This is a genomic window from Demequina globuliformis (genome assembly GCF_000975155.1).
Taxonomy (GTDB): domain Bacteria; phylum Actinomycetota; class Actinomycetes; order Actinomycetales; family Demequinaceae; genus Demequina; species Demequina globuliformis.
Genome location: NZ_BBRG01000001.1, coordinates 1,412,860 through 1,431,657, shown reverse-complemented (window position 1 = coordinate 1,431,657; position 18,798 = coordinate 1,412,860). Strand labels below are relative to the sequence as shown.

The window sequence follows — 18,798 nt, the reverse complement described above, 5'->3', positions numbered from 1 at the left end:
GAGTAGGGTGTCCCCATGAGTCAGGGTGGGCAGAGTCGCAAGCGTGCAACGGTCCACGACGTCGCACGCACGGCCGGAGTCTCCCGCGGCACGGTGAGCCGCTTTCTCAACGGCGAACGCTACGTCTCTGCGGCAGCCCGCAGCGCCATCGAGCAAGCCATCGCTGAGGTCGGCTACTCCCCCAACACGGCAGCGCAAAACCTGGTGCGTCAACGCACCCAGGCCGTCGCCCTCATCGTGCACGAACCGCACCATTTGTTCCTCGAAGACCCCAACATCGGCGCGATTACCTTGGGCGCAAACGCCGCTCTGTCAGAGGCCGACTACCAGCTAGTTTTCCTCATCGTCGACTCCGCGCGCGACACCTCTCGCGTCGCTCGCTACCTTGCCGGCGGCTTTGTCGACGGGGCCATCGTGGTGTCCGCCCGCGTCGATGACCCCATCACCCGCGCCATTGAACGCGTGCAAGTGCCCGCCGTCTTTGTGGGCCACCCCCCTGGCCTCACGGCCCCCTGGGTGGGGATCGACAATCGCGGCTCCACTCGCGAGCTCATTGAGCGACTCATGGCGACCGGCCGGTCACGCATTGGCATGATCGCCGCGGCGCTCGACCGCGACTCCGGTGCCGACCGGCTCGCGGGCTTCACCGACGCCCTGGGCGACCGCTTTGACCCTGTGCTGGTCGAGGAAACGCCGCTCTATACGTTCCGCGGCGGAGCGGACGCCATGCGTGCGCTGCTTGAGCGCGCACCGGACCTGGACGGCGTCTTCGCCGCATCCGACTCGCTCGCTGCGGGAGCCATGCAGGCGCTCCAGGACATGGGCCGGCGGGTGCCAGAGGATATTGGCGTCGTGGGTTTTGACGACAGCGCGTGGGCGCACCGCACCAGTCCCGCGCTGTCCACCGTGCATCAGCCAGCGCGTGGTCTGGGAGAGGCAGCGGCCGCAGCTGTGCTTGCTGCCATCGCTGGAGAGGACGGACCCACGAGCGGCGTCCTTCTTGACACGCCCGTGGTGTGGCGCGACTCTGCGTAGCGCCAGCGCCTAGTCCAGGCGGTCCTCGCGCCACATGGATGCGCACTTCTCCAGCTCTTCGCCGGTGCGCAACAACTGCGCGGCGCGCAGCGACGTCTCGTGGGCACGCCTGTCGTTGTGACCGTCGTCTGACTCGGCCTCATACGCGGCGCCGGTGGCCACGACGCGGCAGAATGCGCCGGCCCGCTCGAGTGCGACCGCGAGGTCTCCCGAGAACACGCCCGACAGCACAGAGTCCGCGAGCGCCTTCACTTCCGTAGGCCCGGGCGGGTCCTCGACTCCGGCGATGGCATGCCGCACGTGAGCGGCGTGCACTCCATGGTGATACGAACGTGCAACGGAGGGCGCATCAAACTTCACCCACTCGCGCAGCATGTAGATGCGCCACAACGCGCCGGGGAGCGTGGTCGCGCCGGCCTTGGACCACATCATGGCAACGGTATCGATGCCCTCCTCGTCGACCAGCCGCACCAGACGCTCAGTCAGCGACGGGTCCTGCGACGCTCGGGCTTGCGACACGAGCGCCAGCGCAGTTTCGTGCGCAATGAGACCGCGGTCAGCGGGGTCAATGTCGCCTTCGATCTGCTCAGCCTCTTCCATGTCCAGCATGGCGGGGCGCCTGAAGCGCGGGACGGCCAACTCAGGCGCCCTGAGTTCCGTCAGCGTCCTCGAAGGTGAGGCACACAGAGTTGATGCAAAAGCGGTCACCGGTGGGCGTCTGCGGCGCGTCCGGGAAAACGTGGCCCAGGTGCGAGTCGCAGGTAGCGCAGCGAACCTCGGTGCGGATCATGCCAAGCGATGCGTCCTCGCTGAGGACCACGGCGTCGTTCTCTGCAGTAAAGAAGGACGGCCAGCCACAGTGCGAGTCGAACTTGGTGTCTGAGCGGAACAACTCGGCGTTGCACGCGCGGCAGCGATACACGCCTTCGCGGGTGTTGTCGAGGAGCTCGCCGGTGAAAGCGCGCTCCGTACCCGACTCGCGAAGCACCTGGTACTCCTGGTCGGACAGGATTTCGCGCCACTCGGCGTCAGTGCGCTCAACCTTGGGGGACATGGCTTTCTCCTTGTCTGGCCCGCGTTCGCGCGGACCCCGTGTAGAGGAACCCGCCACGGCGGCACGCCCGAGGGTCTTGTGGACTCATCTCAAGGGTACGTGCCAAGCGACGCGCCATGCTGGACTGGCTGAGGGGGGGGTATTCAGCCCAGCAGGCGCGTCGCCAGTGGAGCCCATGCGGCTCACGCCGTGGCGGGTTCACTTACTTCTACGCACTTAGGCCTTGGTTTGTTCCCCGGTGGCCAAAATTCTTGTGAGCCGATGCCTCAGAGACGGCACGAGCACCTCGCCGAGGAGGGGGCGATGTCACATTTACGCAACATCACAGTGACGGATTCCTATTTTCGCAATATTCCGCTACCGTAAATCGCGCCGGGCCTGGTTAGGCCCCATTCGACGTCGAAGTCACCTCACTCATCCCACCTCAGGAGAATCATGTCTGCTGTCAAGACGCTGCGCCTTCCGGCGCTCGCCGCCGTTGCCGCAATTGCTCTCGCCGCGTGCGCAACCGACGCCGCCGAGGAGGCCGAGACCTCCACGACCGCCGCCGCCGGCGCCACCACGGAGGCAACCGCCACCGCAGACGCGGCCGCAGAGGCTCCCACCGAGGTCACCGTGGCGACCGCGCAGGGTGACGTCACCGTGCCCTTCGACCCGCAGACGGTCGTTGTCTTCGAGCACGGCATCCTCGACACCATTCAGGCGCTGGGCGCCTCGGAGAACGTGGCAGGCATCCCTCACCACGCCCTTCCCGACTACCTCGCCACGGACTTCGAGACCTCGACCGAGAACACTGGCACCCTCTTCGAGCCCGACTACGAGGCCATTAACGCCGTGGAGCCTGACCTGATCATCGTGGGCGGCCGTTCCGCCGCGACCATGGCAGACATGGAGGCGATCGCCCCGACCATCGACCTGTCCTTCGGCTGGGGCAGCGCTCCGTTCCAAGAGTCCTTCATCCGCAACACCACGACCATTGGCCAAATCTTCGGCGCCGAGGAAGAGGCCCAGGCCGCCGTCGACGAGGTAACCGCGAAGGTCCAGGCCACGGCCGCCCAGGCCGCAGACGCTGGCGCTGGCCTGGTCGTCATGACTTCCGGCGGAGAGCTGTCCGCCTACGGCCCCTCAGAAGAGGGTCGCTTCGACTTCGTCTACAACCTGCTGGGCGTCGAGCCCGCTGCTGAGCAGATCGCGATCGACTCGCACGGTGACGCCATCTCCTTCGAGTACCTCGCCGAGCTCGACCCCGAACTGCTGATTGTGCTCGACCGCGACGCTGCCATCGGCACCGAGGGCGCTGAGGCCGCACAGGCCATCCTCGACAACGACCTCGTGAACGGCACCACCGCCGTCGCGAACGACGACGTCGTGTACGCGGACACCGCCAAGTGGTACCTGTCCTTCGGCGGCCTGACGTCGGTGAACAGCATCATCGATGAGGTTGCCTCGATCGTCGAGTAAGGCCTTGGCACCTTCACGCTCTAGCGTCGCGGCCGCTGCCCCCTGGGTAGCGGCCGCGGCGGTGCTTGTCCTCGGCGTGGTCTCCGTGTTCATCGGAGTCGCCCAGGTTGACTTCAGCGCCATATGGTCCGACCCAGCTGCGCGCCAGGTCCTGGTGCAATCGCGCCTGCCCCGCACCTTCGCGATCATTCTGGCGGGTGCGGCGCTCGCCGTCGCCGGCCTCATCATGCAACACCTCGCGCGCAACCGGTTCGTGGCACCGTCCACCGCCGGCACCGTGGATGCGGCCGCCCTGGGACTGCTGGCCGTCACGATCATTGCCCCGGGGACCGCGATCATGGGCAAGATCGCCATTGCTTGCGTCTTCGCACTCGCCGGCACCGCCCTCTTTATTGCGCTCATCCAACGCGTCCAGTTCAAGGACGTCGTGTTTGTCCCCCTCGTGGGCATTGTGCTCGGAGGCGTGTACGCGGCCATTGGCGAGTTCTTCGCCTACCGCACCAACCTCACGCAAACCATGAGCGTGTGGATGAACGGCGACTTCTCCGGAATCATCCAGGGCCGCTACGAGACCCTGTGGCTCGCGGGCGGCGTCGCCGTGCTCGCGTACGTCTTCGCGAACTGGTTCACCGCCGCTGGCATGGGAGAAGAGTTCGCCACGAACATTGGCGTGAACTACCGGCTCGCGATGGCCGGGGGCCTCACCATCGCCGCGCTTGTCACGGCCGTCGTCGTCACCACCGTGGGCGCTATCCCCTTCCTGGGGCTGATCGTCCCCAACATCGTCACCATGATGCTTGGCGACAACATTCGCCGCGTCCTGCCCACGACCGCGCTCCTGGGCGCAGCACTCGTGCTGGTGTGCGACATCGTGGGACGCGTCGTGATCTTCCCCTACGAGATCGCCGTTGGCGTGATCGTCGGCACTATCGGCTCCGCCGTCTTCCTCACCCTCATCCTGCGACGGAGCAACCGCTATGCCACAGCGTAAGCAGCCCACCCTCGCCCTCCCCACGGAGGCCGAGGTCTCCGACCCGGCGGCCCGGGCATCGGCCCACTCCACACGCCACCTCACCACCCGGCAAAAGCGCGTCTTCGCGGGCCTGGCACTCCTCCTGCTCGCCGCGCTGGCGTTGTTCCTCACCTGGGACGTCAACGGCCACTGGGACTTCGCGCTCCCCCGCCGCAGCGAGCAGGTCGTCGCGCTCACAGTCGTCGGAATCGCGATCGCGACCTCAACGGTGGTGTTCCAGACCCTCACGGCGAACCGCATCCTGACGCCGTCGATCATGGGCTTCGACGCCCTCTACGTTCTGGTCGCGACGGCCCTGGTATTCCTCCTGGGATCCGCCACCGTGGCGCGGATCGACCCGCTCGTGATGTTCGCCGCCAACACGGTTCTCATGATGGGCTGCGCGACCGCGCTGTACCGGTGGATTCTGGGCAACGGCGAGCGAGGGCTCTACACCCTCATCTTGGTTGGCGTTGTCGCAGGAACGTTCTTCAGCTCGCTGACGAACTTCATGTTCCGCACCATGGACCCCAACGAGTTCGACTCGCTGATGTCGACGCTGTTTGCCTCGTTCAACGCGATCGATACCACCCTGCTAGGGATCGGTGGCGCGATGCTGATGGTCGGCATCGTCGCGGTGTTCCGCATGGCCGGAAAGCTAGACGTCCTCAGTCTGGGCCGCGAGCGCGCCATCACCCTTGGGCTCGACTACCACCGCACCGTGACGTGGTTGTTGCTCATCATCGCGCTGCTGGTGTCCGTCTCCACCGCGCTCGTGGGCCCCATCACGTTCCTTGGCCTCCTGGTGGCCAACCTTGCCTACCAACTCACCCGCACCCATCGCCACGTCATCAACCTCGCGGTGGCCTCGCTCGTGGCGATCGTCGCACTCGTGGCCGGCCAAGCAATCCTGGAGCACGTCCTGGATCACAACGGCACCCTGGGCTCGATCATCAACGTGGTGGGCGGTCTGTACTTTATTGGTCTGCTGCTGAAGGAGGCACGCTCATGATCACTATTGACTCCTTGACGAAGACGTACGGCGACACCACCGTCGTCAACCACGTTGATCTGCAGCTCCCAGACTCGGGTGTGACGTCGCTCATCGGGCCCAACGGCGCGGGCAAATCCACGCTGCTGTCCATGGTGTCGCGCATCCTGGGCGCGGATGCCGGGCACGTCTCCGTGGAGGGCGTGGACGTCTTCAAGGCCCCCAGCAAGCAGGTCGCAAAGAAACTCTCGATTCTGCGCCAGGACGCCCACACCACCGCTCGCATCACGGTGCAGGAGCTTGTCGAGTTTGGGCGCTACCCCCACTCGCACGGTCGCCTCACGCCCGAGTGCCATGCTGCCGTCGCAGAGGCCCTGGAGTATTGCGACCTCGTGGATCTCGCGCAGCGCCCCATTCATCAGCTCTCTGGCGGTCAGCGTCAGCGCGCCTACGTCGCCATGGTGCTCGCGCAGGACACCCGCTACGTGCTGCTGGATGAGCCACTGAACAACCTCGACATGGTCCACGCGACCGGGCTGATGCGGCTGCTGAGGCGCTTGGCGGATGACAAGGGCAAGTCGATTGTCCTGGTGCTGCACGACGTGAACTACGCGTCCGTGTACTCCGACAGGATCATCGCGATGCGCGACGGTGAGGTCGTTCACGATGGCCCACCGGAGGCCGTGATCAGCGAGCACGCCCTGGGCGACGTGTACGGCATGGAGTTCTCCGTGCACACCGTAGGCGGCGACCGGATCGCCGCCTACTTCCGTTAGCGATCAGTCGGTGAGGGTCGATGCCCGGGTGACCCCCGCACGTGCCGTCACCGTGGATGTCAGGAGCAGTCATGACCCTTTCCATCACCGGTCGGTTTACCACCGACCGTCCCGCGCGCTACCTCAAGCAACTGTGCTCGCACCTGAGCCAAAAGATCGAGGCAACGCACGACGAGGGCTCGGGGACCGTTGTCTTCCAGAGCGCGACGAGCACGCTGACCGTGCTGCCAGGCTCCCTGGAGGTGGCCATCACGGGTGCGGCGGACGAGGACGTCTACCGATCCATGGGCATTGTGGGGGGCCACCTGGAAAAGTTTGCCGCCAAGGAGGGCCTGGCCATGACGTGGGACGACGCCGCGATCGCGGCTGCGTTCGAGGCCAAGCGTGAGGAAATCGCCGCGGCGCGGCGGGCAGAGGTCGCGGAAGAACGGGCCGCCACTGCGCACGCCTCATGATGTTCGTTAAATCTGCTCCCGTGTTGGCTAAATCGAACGGGCACCACCCGGGGCGAGCATCATGCCTGGTAAACAGCATCTAAGGCTCACCTATTCGCAACAATGCCGTTTCGTAAATGATTAAGAAACGGCATTGTCAATATATTCATAAATGTAGAAAAGTGGCATTTCTCGTCCTACAGTGGAGGCATTGACACTGATGCCTAGGAGGAATCATGGCCACGATCATCAACCTGCCCATCGTCTCGTCGTGTTCGGTGGAGTCCTGCGGCTTCAACCACGACGGCTGCCGCGCCGGCGCCATCAACGTGTCCGGCGACCACGCACACTGCTCGACCTTCGTTGATTCGGACTCGAAGGCCGGCCACGCAGACATTGCCGGCGTGGGTGCCTGCATGCGCACCGAATGCAAGTTCAACAACGACATGGCCTGCACCGCAGAAGCCATCGAGGTGGGCGCATCGTTCGACACCGCCGACTGCCTCACCTTCGAGGCACGCTAGGCGCAGCCCCCTTCACCCTCCCCCACTCTCTCCACTCTCTCGTGCATGTGGTTGCCGACAATCGAGCGATTCTCGGCAACCACATGCACGCGGCGGGCGGGGGGGGCGGGCGGGCGGGGGATGCCCTGGGAAGGCGGCGAGCCCCCGGATGCAGCATCGGCTCCCCACTCGGACCGCCTTTGCCCCCTGCGCCCTCGTGACACACTGGCGGCGTGACAGAGTCCCCTAAGCCGTCGCGCACCCACGGCGAGCCTGCACGCGGAACCTTCTGGGGCATCGGCCGCCAACAATGGCGAGACTTCTGGACGGGCTCCAGGGCCATCGCCCCACTCATGCCCGGCTCAATCGTTTTTGGCCTGGCCTTCGGCGCGCTCATTGTCGAGGCGGGCCTGCCGGCGTGGCTCGCCCCCTACGCATCGTCAACCGTCACCGCTGGCGCGAGCCAGATCGCCATTGTCGAGGCCCTGCGCCAGAACGCGCCCCTGCTGATCGCGGTCGCCACGGCGCTGGTGATCAACGCGCGGCTCGCCCTGTACTCCGCGTCCTTGGCGCCCGTGTTCGCGGCGTTCCCCCGCCGGTGGAAGCTCGCGCTGGCGTATTTGATGACGGACCAGTCCGCGGCGGTGTCCGTGCTCGAGGCCCCGCGCTGGCCTGACCCGGTCCGTCGCCGGTGGTTCATCCTGGGCGTCTCCGGGCCCTTCGTGGGCGTGTGGATTGCTGGCACCGCCGCGGGCGCGCTGCTCGGCCCCGTCATTCCGGAGGCCTGGCAGATTGGCTTCATTGTGCCGCTGATGTTCATCGCGGTCATGGTCCCCGCGCTGCGCACTTGGCCGTCCGTGGCGGCAGCCGGCGTGGCGATCGCCGTGGTGCTGCTGCTCAAGGATCTCCCGTACGGCCTCAACGTGCTGAGTGGGGCGCTGCTGGGGATTGCGCTGGGCGCCTTCGTTCCCGACAAGGCCACTCCCGAGGGCCGCTCAGCGGGTGAAGAATCATGATGACGGCGTTCATCGTGTTCACCCTCGCGGCCATAGGCACGTACCTGATCAGGCTGTCCGGCATCGCACTCTTGGGAGATGGCAAGCAACTGAGCCCACGAGTGCGCAAGGCGTTGACCCTGGTCGCGCCCGCGGCAATGGCGGCCATCATCGCGAACTCGCTGTTCCTCGACCAGGGAGCATGGCGCGACTTTGGCGCCTGGCACCTCGCGGCATTGGTCGCCGTGGGCGTCGCGCTGTGGAAGCGGTCGATGGGCTGGACGCTCGTCGCGGGCGCGACCGCATTCGCGCTGCTCCTCGTCGCCGGCCTGTAGCCGCACCTTGCCGGCAGCCGCGAAGTCAACGGGTTGACATCAACCTAAGTCAACTGGTTGACTTCAAGGCATGTCCGACAAGATCACCTTCACCCTCCACGAGCTCGTGTGGGAACTCGACCACGCTGCCGACCAGCACTTGCGCGAGCACTTCGACATCACCGGCAGCCAGTTCATCTTCCTCGCGACCCTGCTGGATGTTGAGCCCACGGATATGACGGGGCTCGCGCACTGCCTTGGCACCAGCAAGGCGGCCGTCAGCAAGCGCGTGCCCGCCTTTGTGGAGGCGGGCTGGATCTCGACCTCGACGCCGCCGGGGCCGGGCCGGAGGGTGCTGCTCGAGCTCACGCCAACGGCCCGCGACCTCGTGGCGCGGGCGGGACGCGCCCTCGACGACAACCTCGCCCGCCTGGTCGCAGCCTCCCGCGCGCAAGGGATCGACCTCGATGCACTCAATGCCGACCTCAACACCCTCGTTGCGCTCATGCGACAGAACGGAGCCTCCTCGTGACAACCCCACGCATTTTGGTGGTCATTGGCCACCCTGTTGCCGACAGCCTCAACCACGCCCTGGCTCAGCGCTACGTCGACGCCGCGCGCGGTGCGGGCGCGGAGGTCGACGTGGTTGACCTGGCATCGGACCCCATCCCCGACCACCCCACCTCGATGTATCAACTGCAAACGCCCCGTTCGGAGGACGCGCCCGCGCTCAGCCCAGAGGTGGCGGACTACGTCGCTCGCGTGCGCGCCGCCGATCACGTCGCGATCTTCTTCCCGCAGTGGTGGGGCACGTACCCCGCGGCACTGACGGCCTGGCTGGACCGCGTCATTGTGGCGGGCGAGTCCTTCCGCTACCGCCCCAAGGGGCAGGGCTGGGACAAGCTGTTGACCGGCAGGACGGCGCGGATCGTCATGACCATGGATTCACCGCTGTCGTGGAATCGGTTCGCGTACCGCGATGCGGCGATTCGCACGCTGAAGACCGCGACCTTGTGGTTTGTGGGCATCAAGACCGTGGGCGTCACGCGCGTGGCGGAGGTGCGCAGAAGCACCCCGGGTCAGCGAGAGGCGGCGCTCGAGCGTTCGGCACGGCAGGGGCGCGCCGACGCCGCACTCACCCCAGCGCTCAGGCCTGCGCCGGTCGGCGCCTAAGCGCACCTGGCCGATGCCCGGGTGAGGCCCGTACGCACCTCACCCGAGCATCGGCCCAAGCTACGTGTTAACCAGTTGACAACCTACGTGTTAACGAGTTAACATGTAGGCATGTCCGACAAGCTGAGCTTCTCCCTCCACGAGGCCACCACGGCGCTCGACAACGCCGTCGAAGCCCTCTTGGTACGCGAGCACGGACTCAGCCTCAGCCAGTTCGTCTTTCTCGCGAACTGCTCAGAAATTGAGCCCTGCGACGTTACGCGGCTTGCGCACCGCATGGCCGTGTCCAAGGCGGCCGTCAGCAAGCGCGTGGCACCAATGGTCGCGTCTGGCTGGCTGGCGACCGGGACGGATCCGGCGAACGCCCGTCGCGTGGTCCTATCTCTCACAGACCGTTCGCGCGCGTTGGTCGAGGTCGCTGCGGCCGACCTCGAACAGCGGCTCGCCAGCATCTTCGACGACCCGCGCGCGGCGCACATCGACACTCAGCGACTCAATAGCGACCTCACGGTCGTCGCTGCCCTACTCAATGAGAAGGGCAGCCTGTGACGCGCCCTACCCACAGCGCCATGCGGCAACCGTCACTGACCCGTAGCGTGAGAGTGACGCACTCCTCGCGCGCCCACAGCACCACCGCCATACAGCCACAGCAATCGCAGTAAAGGAGCAGCACCATGAACTACCCCAAGCCGGCCACCCCAGCCACCATCGCCGCCAACAAGGCGGTCCGGGACCAGCTGCCCTTCGATGACACCACCGATTTCGACAACGCCCGCAAGGGCCTCGTGGTGGAGGCCACTGGGCAGATCACCAACGACAAGGGCGAGGTGGTCTGGGACATCGACCGCTGGACCTTCCTCCAGGGGGAGGCGCCTGACACCGTGAATCCCTCGCTGTGGCGCCAAGCACAACTCATCACCATGGCGGGAATTTACAAGGTTGCCGACGGCATCTACCAGGCACGCGGCTTTGACCTTTCCGTTCAGAGCTTCATCCGCTCGGACAACGGCTGGATCGTCGTGGACCCGCCCATCTCCTGCGAGCCCATGGAGCTCGAATACAAGATGCTGCGCGAGCACGTTGAGGACCTGCCCGTCGTGGCCGTGATCCACACCCACAGCCACATCGACCACTTTGGCGGCGTCCGCGCCGTGATCGATGACGCCAAGGTCGCCGCTGGTGAGCAGCGCGTCATCGCACCCGAGGGGTTCCTCGAGGAGTCCGTGAGCGAAAACGTGATGCTCGGCAACGCCATGTCGCGGCGCAAGATGTACATGTATGGAGAACTGGTCGGCTACGGCCCACAGGGATCCGTGGGCGCCGGGCTTGGCCCCATGACGTCCGCCGGCCGCGTGACGCTGTTGGCCCCGACGGACATCATCACGGAGACCGGGCAGGAGCTCGACGTCGACGGCGTGCGGGTGGTCTTCCAGAACACTCCCGGTGCCGAGGCGCCAGCCGAACTGTGCTTCTACCTGCCGGACTTCAAGGCGCTGTGCGGCGCGGAAATCCTCACGCACGTGCTTCACAACGTGTACACGTTGCGCGGCGCAAAAATCCGCGACTCGCTGGTGTGGTCCAAGCACCTGAACGAGATGCTCACCCTGTTTGGCGATGCCGAGGTGGAGTTCGCGTCCCACCACTGGCCCACCTGGGGTAACGACAACATTGTCGACCTCATCAAGGGGCAGCGGGACCTGTACCGGTACATCCACGACGAGACCGTGCGCCTGGCCAATGCTGGCTTCACTCCGGACGAGATCGCCGAGCAAATCACCCTGCCCACGCGCACGGATCAGCGCTTCGCCAACCGCGGCTACTACGGCTCGGTGTCGCACAACACCAAGTCCACGTACGTCTACTACCTGGGGTGGTTCGACGCCAACCCGGCCAACCTGAACCCGCTGCCTCCTGTGAAGACCGCCCTCAAGACCGTCGAATACATGGGCGGCGCTGACGCCGTGATCGCCAAGGCTCAGGAGGACTTCGACAAGGGCGAGTACCGGTGGGTCGCACAGGCCCTGAAGCACGTCGTGTACGCGGACGACTCAAACACTCAGGCACGCGAACTCCTCGCCGACACCTTTGAGCAGTTGGGCTACCAAAGCGAGAACGGCACCTGGCGCAACTTCTACCTCACCGGCGCACTTGAACTTCGCCGCGGCGTGCAGGAGCAAATCGTCACGGTCACCGCCTCCGCAGATTCCGTGCAGGCCATGTCCGTGGAGATGTTCCTCGACTACTTGGCGATGCGGCTGCGCGGCCCCGAGGTGGGCGACCTGCAGGCGGTGTTCAACCTCACGCTGCCAGACATCGGCGAGGACTACGTGCTTGAACTGGGCAACGGCGTGCTGAACCACAGTGAGGGAAACAAGGAGGGGGCCGATGCCACCGTCAGCTTCCCTCGATCGGTTCTCGACGCCATTGTGCTGGGAGAAACGACGTTGGAGGCCGCGCTCGATTCCGGCGACGTGACGATCGACGGGAATGCGGATTCCTTCATCGCGTTCACGAAGCTCCTCGACGACTTCAACCTCTGGTTCGCGATCGTCACCCCGTAAACCCCACGCTCGGCGGGCGACCTGACGCATAAATGCCCGATGCCGGGGTGAGAACCGTACGGTTCTCACCCCGGCATCGGGCATTGTTCAGGGCTTAGTCGGCGTGGTTCATGCCCTGGCTGCGTTGCTGCTTGTGAATCTGCGAAGGATTGGGCTCCTTCGCCTGCGGATTCTGATTGGTCGTGTCCGTCTCCGGGGGTTGGCCGGGATCACCCGGCTCTGGAGGCCGGTGGTCGGCGGCGTTGTCGACGTCGATGGGCTTGTCCTGGTCGCGCGGTTCGTGAGCAGTCATGATCATGAACTCCCTTCCATGGGTGCGGTCACTCACGTCAACAGGCCCGCCCGGCGCGGCATTCCTTGCGGGCGGCGCGCTGATACGGTCGCCGTATGAGCAGCGGCGCAGCCCCCGGGGTCCTGGATTCCGGGCCGCCCGCGGCGCACTCGTCCATCTCGCGTGAGCTGGCCCATGCGCTGGTCGCGTCGCAGCACCCCGACCTCGCCCACCTGGACCTGGGCGAACGGTTCGACGGGTGGGACATGGCGGTGTTCCGACTGGGGCCAGACCTGAGCATCCGGCTCCCGCGTGTCGAGGCTGCGGTGGGGCCGCTTGAGCTGGAGACACGGCTCATCGCGAACCATGGTGCGGGTTGGGGCTTCCCGCATCCCCACGTGGTGCGCATGGGCCGGTCCCAGCATGGCTATCCGTGGGCGTGGAGCATTGTCGCGTGGCTGCCTGGCCGGACCACGGACGCTGAGCCTTTGCCCGCCCGCGCCGCACCAGCCCTGGGGCGGGCGATTGCGCAGATTCACCGCCCCGCGACGGCCGACGCCCCCTACAACCCCGAGCAATCCCTGGCGATGGCCGAGCGCACCGCCGACGTCGGGGACGCTCTCGCCACGCTGGCCGCGAGTGGCCAGTCCGCGCCGCTGGACCTTGACGGGGTGCATGCGCTGTGGCGCCGGGCGCTCAATGCTCCCCCGCCCACCGAGGCGGTGTGGTCACACGCGGACCTGCACGGGTCCAACGTGCTGGAGCGGCGCGGGACGCTCGGCGGGATCATCGACTGGGGCAAGGCGGCGGCCTGTGACCGGGCGGTGGACCTAGGGTTTGTGTACACGGTGCTTGAGGCGAACGGGATAGCCGATGCTGTCGAGGCCTACGTTGCCGCCACCGGATGCGAGGACCCCGGGCTCGTTGACCGGGCGCGCGGCGTTGCGCTCGCGAAGTGCTTGCGGTGGGCGACACTTGGTCGCGAAGCCAACACCATCATGGCCTGGCGCGGGCTCGCGGCACTGGGAGTGGTCAGGGCCTCGTAGTATGGGTGGCCGAGGGCCTCTAGCTCAGTTGGTAGAGCAGCGGACTTTTAATCCGTAGGTCGTGGGTTCGAGCCCCACGGGGCCCACTTTTGGGAAGAGCGCCAGGCTGGCACCCGACGCTCTCGCGGCGCGGCTAGGCGGGTTGTCAGCGCCGCGGTGCAGCCGCCCTCGCGGCCGCCAAGACCTGCTCAGCCGTGAGGGAAGGCGCGAGTACGTAGAACTGCTCTCTATCCTCGCCCTCCACAGCCTCGATGCCGGGCTGAGCCGCCAGCGCCGCCTCGTACCTCCCGTAAGCGGCCTCGCCCCATTGATGCAGGGCTGCCTCGTGCACCGAAACCAGAAAGGTGAACTCCTTCCGGTCCGAAGGCTCGACATCCTGAATCAGTTCCTCAACCGAGAGTTCACGGGTCTTGATCTTCACGATCTCCGCGACCGGCGGCGCCTCCGCGAGCAGGGGAGGCACGTCGATGTGCCACGTAGGCGCACCCTTGCCCAGCAGCCCTCCCAAGCGCGGCTTCGCGGCGCGTCGCGCCTTGGCTACGTCGACATCCGCGTCGGTGGGGCGTGGGTCCGGGGCGACGCCTTTAAGCAACTCAGGCATCGTGGTGAACGGGAACGCCATGGCAGAAACAGGCTCGTCACCCCGCACCACCCTCAGCAACGCACGCACCGCGATCAGCGGTTGCACGTAGGAGTGGGAGGCCAGGACCGGGGCACCGTACGACGCGTATCGGCGATCGAGCACTACCGCCCAGCCCGCACTGTCGATTCCATACATGTGCGCGACATGGAACGCGAGCGCGTCAGCCAGACGTGCACCCCACGGAGTCACATCCCCGCTGTCCCAGCCTCGACGCCCGAACCACAAGGGCGCGGGCACGTCGCCACGGTCCCACAGATGTAACGCCACTGCCGCTACCGCTCGCCTGTAGTTCCCTGTGGTCGGTGCATACGCGGTGCCGTACTCCGACATCCATACGCTCTGCATGACAACAACGCTGATCGGCTCCGCGCGAAGCCACGCACGAACTGGCGCAACCTGGTCGGCGCCCTCGTCAAAGTCGAAACGGCTCACGGCAGCCACACTACGTAGTCGATGCCGGCCTCGGTGAGAGCATCGGCCGGAATTCCCTCTGGTCCCGTCCTCCCGCCACCGTAGAGACTCCCCCCCCTGACGCCAATGGTCGACTGCGACGGCAAGCACACGCACGCCTCGCGCGCATGAGTGTGTCCCGACGTTTTAGTTTGTGACAGCGCGAGATCTTCGGGCAGCGTTAGTGGTGACCGCCCTCGACGGGAGGCAGAAATTGGACTTAAGGGACATTAATCTGCACCATCCCCGTAAACTTTCCATGAAGGTGCACTTTCCCTATTGCCCAATCCAGGGATCACCGCTACGTTGACATTGCTGGGGGGGCGAAAATCGCAACTTTGGCAGCTCGTCAGACTGAGGGGAAATGACGACGCGAGCCATATCGCATCGTTGAAAATGGGCATTGTCGCCTCCCTTTATTTTCGCGCGGGCATTGACAGCCGCTGACGCGGCAGAAAAGGGACAAACATGATCAAGAAGATCGTCATTGGCGCGTGTGGCGCCGCTCTCGTCGTCGCTGGTGCCGCTTCCGCGGCCCAGCTTTCGACTCCGGATGAGACCCTCGCTGCCGGTGTGGTCGAGGTCTCCGGCGCTAGCCTTGAAGACGTCTCGTTCGACACCACCTGGATCGGCCTGAACAACGGCACTAGCCCTCAGCAGACCGCGCCCGCGATTCAGACCATCACCTTCGACTTTGGCGCGGATGACGCCGGCCTGGTCGTCGAGGGCGGCCTCTTGAAGACCAACGGTGGTTGGGCCGGATACTTCGGGCCGGACGCACTCAACGACCCCGCGAACTTCACCACCGACGCCAACGGCGTCCTCACCATCGACATCTCCTCCAAGAAGTTCCTCGCGAAGGATCTCGGTGGCCTGAACCTGAACGTGTACTCCGGCTAAACGCCACTGCACGTGCGACGCCCGGCCGTTCGCCATTGATTCGGCCGGGCGTCGCGCAGGCATCCCGCCAACTTGCAATACTCCAGCAGACACAGATCGGAGCGTTCCGTGATCCGAGCCGCGCACGTTGTCACGGCCGCTTTCGGCGCAGTCGTGATCGCCGTGGGCTCCGCGAGCGCGGCCACTCTCACGAGCAGCGCCCGCCCCACCATTACCAGCTTCGACGTTTTCATCGAAGAGTGCGCTCCCGCGGGCTCCGGATCAGATGTCACCATCGGCTGGGACGTTGTCAATCCTTGCGATACCAAGCAAGCGCAGCAAATGGCGCCGGTTGCCCCTCCATCGGCCCCTTCCCAGGCGGAACCGAGCGATGACCGGGAAACGCCCAACGAGACCGCGCCGAGCCCATCACCTTCAGCCGTGCCCGAGCAAGACGAACAGCCCATCAGCAGCACCGAGACTGAAGACACAACTGCGGTTGACGACCCGATTGCAGATGAGGTGGTCGAGTGTGTCGAGCCGGCAGCGCCACCGGCACTATCCGAGACACACGTTGACGAGCCCGTAGCTCCCAAGCCTGAAGATGACCTGGCACCGTGACCTACCGCCGCGCCATTAACATCGCCCTCACTGCAGCGGTCGCCATCGCAGCGTGGCTTTTTGTGTGGCCCGAGACTATGGGCGGGTCGATGACATACATCACGGTGTCCGGGCCAAGCATGGAACCTTTGTATGAAAGCGGTGATTTTGTTGCCGCGCGCAAGCAAGACTCCTACGCCGTCGGCGACGTCGTCGTGTTCACCACCGGATCAGCGAACGTCATCCATCGGATCGTCGACGGAGACGGCGACAGCGGATTCATCACCCAAGGTGACAACAACGACCGCATCGACATGTGGGAGACCACCGGCGACGAAGTGCTCGGCAAAGCGGTGATTCACGTGCCGGGTGCAGGTGACATCATCATGCTCATTCGCCATGTCTTGATTACGCCACCATTCACCTATTTCCTTGCCGCCTTCGTATTTCTAGTACTCGCTTTTCCCGACGACAAGAAGAAGCGCCCAGCGCCTGATTCGGACAGTGGTGACGACGTGGCGCCCACGCCAGCCGACCCGCACTCGCAACCTCAACAGCAAGCGAGCCGCCACCGTTGAAGAAGTGGACCTAGGGCACATTGATCACGCGTGAGCGCCGTGAACGGCCTCCGTGTCCGTGTGGAGGCAACAAGCAAACGGAGCGCGGGCGAAGCCGCGCGCGACACGTCACCGCAGTCGCCCCGGCCCGACCCACACACCACAATGGTGGCCATGGCGACCCCACGCACACACGACGACTACATCGAATCCGCACCTGCGGCGTTTCACGACGTCCTGCGAGAGTTGCGCGCGACCATTGCCGCGACCTTCCCTGACGCCGATGAAGTGGTGCAGTACAAGATGCCCGGGTTTCTTCTGAGCGACGGCACCGTGGTGGGGTATGCCGCCTTCACCAAGCAATGCGGCCTGTACCTGCCAGCTGAGGCGATTGCCGCGTGTGAGGACCTCCTCACCGAGGCTGGTCTCAAGCACACGAAGACAGGCGTGACGTTTACCGCCACGCGCCCGATCCCCCACGAGGTCCTCGTCGCATTGCTGCACGCCGCCGAACCTGGGACGGTCCAGTGTGCGTAACGACCGGGCAGTGCTTGAGATCCGTTTTACGGCCGATGCTCGGGCGGAGTTTGAGTCGACCATGCCTAAATTGCAGCGGGCCAACGCTCGCACCACGCTCATCCTCGCGGTGTTAGTTGGGGGTCTGTGTGCGCTGCCCTCCGGCCTCCTCATCGCAGGCTGGCTCACGGGCGTCGCCGCCGAGCCCGCAACCGCCACAGGGACGGCGCTCGCGATCGCATTGCTTGCCGTGCCTGCGGTTCTCACCTGGAGCGCAGCCCGCGCATGGCGGCACGTGCCGCGCTTGCCGGAAGTCGCGCTGACGATCACTCCCTCCACGATCGAGTTTCCGGCCATGGAGGTGCCAGGAGCTCGCGGCATTCAGCGTCGCGCGGTGACGTTCAGGCGGGAGTGGACCACGGTGGAGTTCCTTCCCCGCAAGGCGCTCCAGGCCGACGCGCTCGCGTTCCGCGAGACCAGCCCAGCAGGCAAAGCCCGCGTTCGCAAGCAAGCAACGCAGCACCTCGACACCCCCGCATCGGTCATCATCGAGGCGGTGACGAAGGAGCGCACCGCGTGACGTGTCCACGCGGGTAGCACTGGCTCGCCCGGCCTCGACCGGGGCGAGCCAGTGCCTCGACCGTCAGGCCCCCGGAAGCTCCATGGCGCCCCACAAAGCGAAGTGACCGTCAACGACATACGGGTCTTCCCAGGTGTGGCCGTCGTCGCTCTCGCAGACCACTGTGGCCGGGCAACCAGGATCCACGCACAACAGCGACGTTCCCGGGTAAGAGCCCGCGATTAGGCGGTCGTGCCAGAGGCCAAAGACAACATTGCCTTCATGCAGGTCGAGGCCGGGCGGTACCCCGATCCAGAACAGAGGGCGGGCATACGGCGCTTTGACGACCGCGGTGCCGTCGGACCGCACAGCGGTGATGCGGCGCGGTCCCGGCAGCCACCGGCGGGTCCCGGGCTGGTCGACGCGCACGCGGTGCTGGGGCGTGGAAAGAGACATAGAGGCAGTCCTGTTCATCCGTTCTTCCCCGCACGGGTTCGCGCGGGGCGGATCTTCCTCCGGGGGCACCGTGTGCGGAACGCGGTTGCCAGGCGACCGGCCGGAGGGCCTGTGGTCGCACTTCTTGATCCACTCACCACCGTAGTCGACGCCACCGACACGCACCGTCCGAGCAGCGCCACTGCACCACCAAGGGGGTCGCGCGGCACCGCAGGCGATGCCGCCCCTGGGAACGCGCTAGGAGGCGGACTCGACGTCAGTGCCGCGCGAGCGACGGAAGCGGAACCACCAGTAGGCGGCGGTCACGCCGAACAGGATGAGCCCAAGGAACGCGAGCCACAGCAGTGCCTCGATGATCGCACCCAAGATGCCAAGCACGATGGCCGCGACGAGCAGGACAATCAGAAAAATCTTCACAGAGGGACATTACCTGCGCGGCGTCGGAATGCCGGGATGTCGCGCGCACAGGGCTCGCGACATCCGGCCGCGACCGCACGCGCCGAGCGATTCCG

General features: G+C 65.7%; 25 protein-coding genes, 1 tRNA gene and 1 riboswitch. Of the genes, 20 read left to right on the top strand and 6 right to left on the bottom strand.

The annotated features are described in order from the left end of the window. The first annotated feature begins 15 nt into the window (after positions 1–15). Positions 16–1,035 (top strand): LacI family DNA-binding transcriptional regulator, encoded by a 1,020-nt coding sequence (locus AOP75_RS06650; RefSeq protein WP_062077560.1) that lies wholly within the window; start codon positions 16–18, stop codon positions 1,033–1,035. A 9-nt stretch (positions 1,036–1,044) separates the two neighbouring features. Here the strand turns inward: AOP75_RS06650 and AOP75_RS06645 are convergent, their stop codons facing one another. Together AOP75_RS06645 and msrB are read right to left on the bottom strand one after the other, a co-directional pair. Next, a complete protein-coding gene (locus AOP75_RS06645) occupies positions 1,045–1,644 on the bottom strand; it encodes a hypothetical protein (protein ID WP_062077558.1) in 600 nt (199 codons plus the stop codon). Between the two features lie 31 nt (positions 1,645–1,675). After that, complete coding sequence (gene msrB / locus AOP75_RS06640; RefSeq protein ID WP_062077556.1) at positions 1,676–2,089, bottom strand: peptide-methionine (R)-S-oxide reductase MsrB; 414 nt, start codon at positions 2,087–2,089, stop codon at positions 1,676–1,678. A 435-nt stretch (positions 2,090–2,524) separates the two neighbouring features. Here msrB and AOP75_RS06635 point away from each other — a divergent pair, with 435 nt between their 5' ends. The 12 genes from AOP75_RS06635 to AOP75_RS06580 all read left to right on the top strand — a co-directional run bounded on the left by AOP75_RS06635 (position 2,525) and on the right by AOP75_RS06580 (position 12,309). Beyond that, on the top strand, positions 2,525–3,550 hold the full coding sequence (locus AOP75_RS06635) for a siderophore ABC transporter substrate-binding protein (protein WP_083966751.1): 1,026 nt from the start codon (positions 2,525–2,527) through the stop codon (positions 3,548–3,550). 4 nt (positions 3,551–3,554) lie between these two features. Further along, positions 3,555–4,541, top strand: coding sequence for an ABC transporter permease (locus AOP75_RS06630; protein ID WP_062077554.1), 987 nt, complete (start codon positions 3,555–3,557; stop codon positions 4,539–4,541). Continuing rightward, positions 4,528–5,574, top strand: coding sequence for an iron chelate uptake ABC transporter family permease subunit (locus tag AOP75_RS06625; protein ID WP_083966749.1), 1,047 nt, complete (start codon positions 4,528–4,530; stop codon positions 5,572–5,574). Before AOP75_RS06630 ends, AOP75_RS06625 begins: the two co-directional genes overlap by 14 nt. Further along, positions 5,571–6,329, top strand: coding sequence for an iron ABC transporter ATP-binding protein (locus AOP75_RS06620; protein WP_062077552.1), 759 nt, complete (start codon positions 5,571–5,573; stop codon positions 6,327–6,329). The genes AOP75_RS06625 and AOP75_RS06620 overlap by 4 nt, the downstream gene beginning before the upstream one ends. 71 nt (positions 6,330–6,400) lie before the next feature. Next, positions 6,401–6,784 carry a DUF2218 domain-containing protein gene (locus AOP75_RS06615; RefSeq protein WP_062077550.1) on the top strand — a complete coding sequence of 128 codons (384 nt, stop codon included), beginning with the start codon at positions 6,401–6,403 and terminating at the stop codon, positions 6,782–6,784. A gap of 215 nt (positions 6,785–6,999) precedes the next feature. Next, positions 7,000–7,287: a DUF1540 domain-containing protein gene (locus tag AOP75_RS06610; RefSeq protein ID WP_062077548.1), complete on the top strand. Its 288-nt coding sequence runs from the start codon at positions 7,000–7,002 to the stop codon at positions 7,285–7,287. Positions 7,288–7,499: 212 nt separating this feature from the next. Beyond that, the gene (locus AOP75_RS06605; RefSeq protein ID WP_152649977.1) at positions 7,500–8,282 is read left to right on the top strand and encodes an AzlC family ABC transporter permease; all 783 of its coding nucleotides are present in this window, start codon (positions 7,500–7,502) and stop codon (positions 8,280–8,282) included. Then, positions 8,282–8,596 (top strand): AzlD domain-containing protein, encoded by a 315-nt coding sequence (locus AOP75_RS06600; protein ID WP_161794546.1) that lies wholly within the window; start codon positions 8,282–8,284, stop codon positions 8,594–8,596. Before AOP75_RS06605 ends, AOP75_RS06600 begins: the two co-directional genes overlap by 1 nt. 70 nt (positions 8,597–8,666) lie before the next feature. Next, on the top strand, positions 8,667–9,107 hold the full coding sequence (locus tag AOP75_RS06595; protein ID WP_062077542.1) for a MarR family winged helix-turn-helix transcriptional regulator: 441 nt from the start codon (positions 8,667–8,669) through the stop codon (positions 9,105–9,107). Continuing rightward, positions 9,104–9,748, top strand: a complete 645-nt coding sequence (locus tag AOP75_RS06590; protein WP_062077540.1) for an NAD(P)H-dependent oxidoreductase — start codon at positions 9,104–9,106, stop codon at positions 9,746–9,748. Before AOP75_RS06595 ends, AOP75_RS06590 begins: the two co-directional genes overlap by 4 nt. A 111-nt stretch (positions 9,749–9,859) precedes the next feature. Then, entirely contained in the window at positions 9,860–10,297 is a 438-nt protein-coding gene (locus AOP75_RS06585; RefSeq protein ID WP_062077538.1) for a MarR family winged helix-turn-helix transcriptional regulator, read from the top strand. Between the two features lie 125 nt (positions 10,298–10,422). Further along, positions 10,423–12,309, top strand: coding sequence for an alkyl/aryl-sulfatase (locus tag AOP75_RS06580; RefSeq protein ID WP_062077535.1), 1,887 nt, complete (start codon positions 10,423–10,425; stop codon positions 12,307–12,309). Positions 12,310–12,403: 94 nt separating this feature from the next. Here the strand turns inward: AOP75_RS06580 and AOP75_RS06575 are convergent, their stop codons facing one another. Beyond that, positions 12,404–12,601, bottom strand: a complete 198-nt coding sequence (locus AOP75_RS06575; protein WP_161794545.1) for a hypothetical protein — start codon at positions 12,599–12,601, stop codon at positions 12,404–12,406. A 95-nt stretch (positions 12,602–12,696) separates the two neighbouring features. On the opposite strand from AOP75_RS06575, the gene AOP75_RS06570 reads away from it, so the two are divergent. After that, positions 12,697–13,626, top strand: a complete 930-nt coding sequence (locus tag AOP75_RS06570) for a phosphotransferase (protein ID WP_062077531.1) — start codon at positions 12,697–12,699, stop codon at positions 13,624–13,626. 13 nt (positions 13,627–13,639) lie between these two features. Continuing rightward, positions 13,640–13,712: transfer RNA gene (locus tag AOP75_RS06565), tRNA-Lys, on the top strand. 59 nt (positions 13,713–13,771) lie between these two features. On the opposite strand, the gene AOP75_RS06560 is transcribed toward AOP75_RS06565, so the two are convergent. Continuing rightward, entirely contained in the window at positions 13,772–14,701 is a 930-nt protein-coding gene (locus AOP75_RS06560) for a hypothetical protein (protein WP_062077529.1), read from the bottom strand. Positions 14,702–15,187: 486 nt separating this feature from the next. Between AOP75_RS06560 and AOP75_RS06555 the strand changes: the two genes are divergently transcribed. The 5 genes from AOP75_RS06555 to AOP75_RS06535 all read left to right on the top strand — a co-directional run bounded on the left by AOP75_RS06555 (position 15,188) and on the right by AOP75_RS06535 (position 17,851). Next, on the top strand, positions 15,188–15,619 hold the full coding sequence (locus tag AOP75_RS06555) for a hypothetical protein (protein WP_062077527.1): 432 nt from the start codon (positions 15,188–15,190) through the stop codon (positions 15,617–15,619). 108 nt (positions 15,620–15,727) lie between these two features. Beyond that, complete coding sequence (locus AOP75_RS06550; RefSeq protein ID WP_062077525.1) at positions 15,728–16,219, top strand: hypothetical protein; 492 nt, start codon at positions 15,728–15,730, stop codon at positions 16,217–16,219. Next, a complete protein-coding gene (locus tag AOP75_RS06545) occupies positions 16,216–16,776 on the top strand; it encodes a signal peptidase I (RefSeq protein ID WP_062077523.1) in 561 nt (186 codons plus the stop codon). The genes AOP75_RS06550 and AOP75_RS06545 overlap by 4 nt, the downstream gene beginning before the upstream one ends. Positions 16,777–16,929: 153 nt before the next feature. After that, the gene (locus AOP75_RS06540) at positions 16,930–17,292 is read left to right on the top strand and encodes an iron chaperone (RefSeq protein WP_062077521.1); all 363 of its coding nucleotides are present in this window, start codon (positions 16,930–16,932) and stop codon (positions 17,290–17,292) included. Between the two features lie 10 nt (positions 17,293–17,302). Further along, positions 17,303–17,851 carry a hypothetical protein gene (locus tag AOP75_RS06535; RefSeq protein ID WP_062077519.1) on the top strand — a complete coding sequence of 183 codons (549 nt, stop codon included), beginning with the start codon at positions 17,303–17,305 and terminating at the stop codon, positions 17,849–17,851. A 63-nt stretch (positions 17,852–17,914) separates the two neighbouring features. On the opposite strand, the gene AOP75_RS06530 is transcribed toward AOP75_RS06535, so the two are convergent. Both AOP75_RS06530 and AOP75_RS06525 read right to left on the bottom strand, forming a co-directional pair. Continuing rightward, positions 17,915–18,286, bottom strand: coding sequence for a hypothetical protein (locus AOP75_RS06530; RefSeq protein WP_062077516.1), 372 nt, complete (start codon positions 18,284–18,286; stop codon positions 17,915–17,917). Between the two features lie 15 nt (positions 18,287–18,301). Next, a riboswitch (SAM riboswitch) is annotated at positions 18,302–18,416 on the bottom strand. Between the two features lie 107 nt (positions 18,417–18,523). Continuing rightward, positions 18,524–18,703, bottom strand: a complete 180-nt coding sequence (locus AOP75_RS06525) for a hypothetical protein (protein WP_062077514.1) — start codon at positions 18,701–18,703, stop codon at positions 18,524–18,526. Positions 18,704–18,798: the final 95 nt, after the last annotated feature.

Bases quoted from the DNA above. Each gene is read 5' to 3' on its own strand.
- AOP75_RS06650 (WP_062077560.1), top strand. From the start codon at position 16: ATGAGTCAGGGTGGGCAGAGTCGCAAGCGTGCAACGGTCCACGACGTC.
- AOP75_RS06645 (WP_062077558.1), bottom strand. From the start codon at position 1,644: ATGCTGGACATGGAAGAGGCTGAGCAGATCGAAGGCGACATTGACCCC.
- msrB (WP_062077556.1), bottom strand. From the start codon at position 2,089: ATGTCCCCCAAGGTTGAGCGCACTGACGCCGAGTGGCGCGAAATCCTG.
- AOP75_RS06635 (WP_083966751.1), top strand. From the start codon at position 2,525: ATGTCTGCTGTCAAGACGCTGCGCCTTCCGGCGCTCGCCGCCGTTGCC.
- AOP75_RS06625 (WP_083966749.1), top strand. From the start codon at position 4,528: ATGCCACAGCGTAAGCAGCCCACCCTCGCCCTCCCCACGGAGGCCGAG.
- AOP75_RS06620 (WP_062077552.1), top strand. From the start codon at position 5,571: ATGATCACTATTGACTCCTTGACGAAGACGTACGGCGACACCACCGTC.
- AOP75_RS06615 (WP_062077550.1), top strand. From the start codon at position 6,401: ATGACCCTTTCCATCACCGGTCGGTTTACCACCGACCGTCCCGCGCGC.
- AOP75_RS06610 (WP_062077548.1), top strand. From the start codon at position 7,000: ATGGCCACGATCATCAACCTGCCCATCGTCTCGTCGTGTTCGGTGGAG.
- AOP75_RS06600 (WP_161794546.1), top strand. From the start codon at position 8,282: ATGACGGCGTTCATCGTGTTCACCCTCGCGGCCATAGGCACGTACCTG.
- AOP75_RS06595 (WP_062077542.1), top strand. From the start codon at position 8,667: ATGTCCGACAAGATCACCTTCACCCTCCACGAGCTCGTGTGGGAACTC.
- AOP75_RS06585 (WP_062077538.1), top strand. From the start codon at position 9,860: ATGTCCGACAAGCTGAGCTTCTCCCTCCACGAGGCCACCACGGCGCTC.
- AOP75_RS06580 (WP_062077535.1), top strand. From the start codon at position 10,423: ATGAACTACCCCAAGCCGGCCACCCCAGCCACCATCGCCGCCAACAAG.
- AOP75_RS06575 (WP_161794545.1), bottom strand. From the start codon at position 12,601: ATGACTGCTCACGAACCGCGCGACCAGGACAAGCCCATCGACGTCGAC.
- AOP75_RS06570 (WP_062077531.1), top strand. From the start codon at position 12,697: ATGAGCAGCGGCGCAGCCCCCGGGGTCCTGGATTCCGGGCCGCCCGCG.
- AOP75_RS06555 (WP_062077527.1), top strand. From the start codon at position 15,188: ATGATCAAGAAGATCGTCATTGGCGCGTGTGGCGCCGCTCTCGTCGTC.
- AOP75_RS06540 (WP_062077521.1), top strand. From the start codon at position 16,930: ATGGCGACCCCACGCACACACGACGACTACATCGAATCCGCACCTGCG.
- AOP75_RS06530 (WP_062077516.1), bottom strand. From the start codon at position 18,286: ATGTCTCTTTCCACGCCCCAGCACCGCGTGCGCGTCGACCAGCCCGGG.